Raw genomic sequence first — 213 nt, forward strand, 5'->3', positions numbered from 1 at the left:
CATGCAAGTCGTGCGGACCTTTTAAAAGCTTGCTTTTAAAAGGTTAGCGGCGGACGGGTGAGTAACACGTGGGCAACCTGCCTGTAAGACCGGGATAACGCCGGGAAACCGGGGCTAATACCGGATAGTTTTTTCCTCCGCATGGAGGAAAAAGGAAAGGCGGCTTCGGCTGCCACTTACAGATGGGCCCGCGGCGCATTAGCTAGTTGGCGG

General features: G+C 55.4%; 1 rRNA gene. It reads left to right on the forward strand.

Annotated elements, in window-relative coordinates:
• Positions 1 to 213, forward strand: a 16S ribosomal RNA gene (locus IC21_RS01805); the annotation flags it as partial.

It is taken from the genome of Heyndrickxia coagulans DSM 1 = ATCC 7050 (assembly GCF_000290615.1).
Taxonomy (GTDB): domain Bacteria; phylum Bacillota; class Bacilli; order Bacillales; family Bacillaceae_C; genus Weizmannia; species Weizmannia coagulans.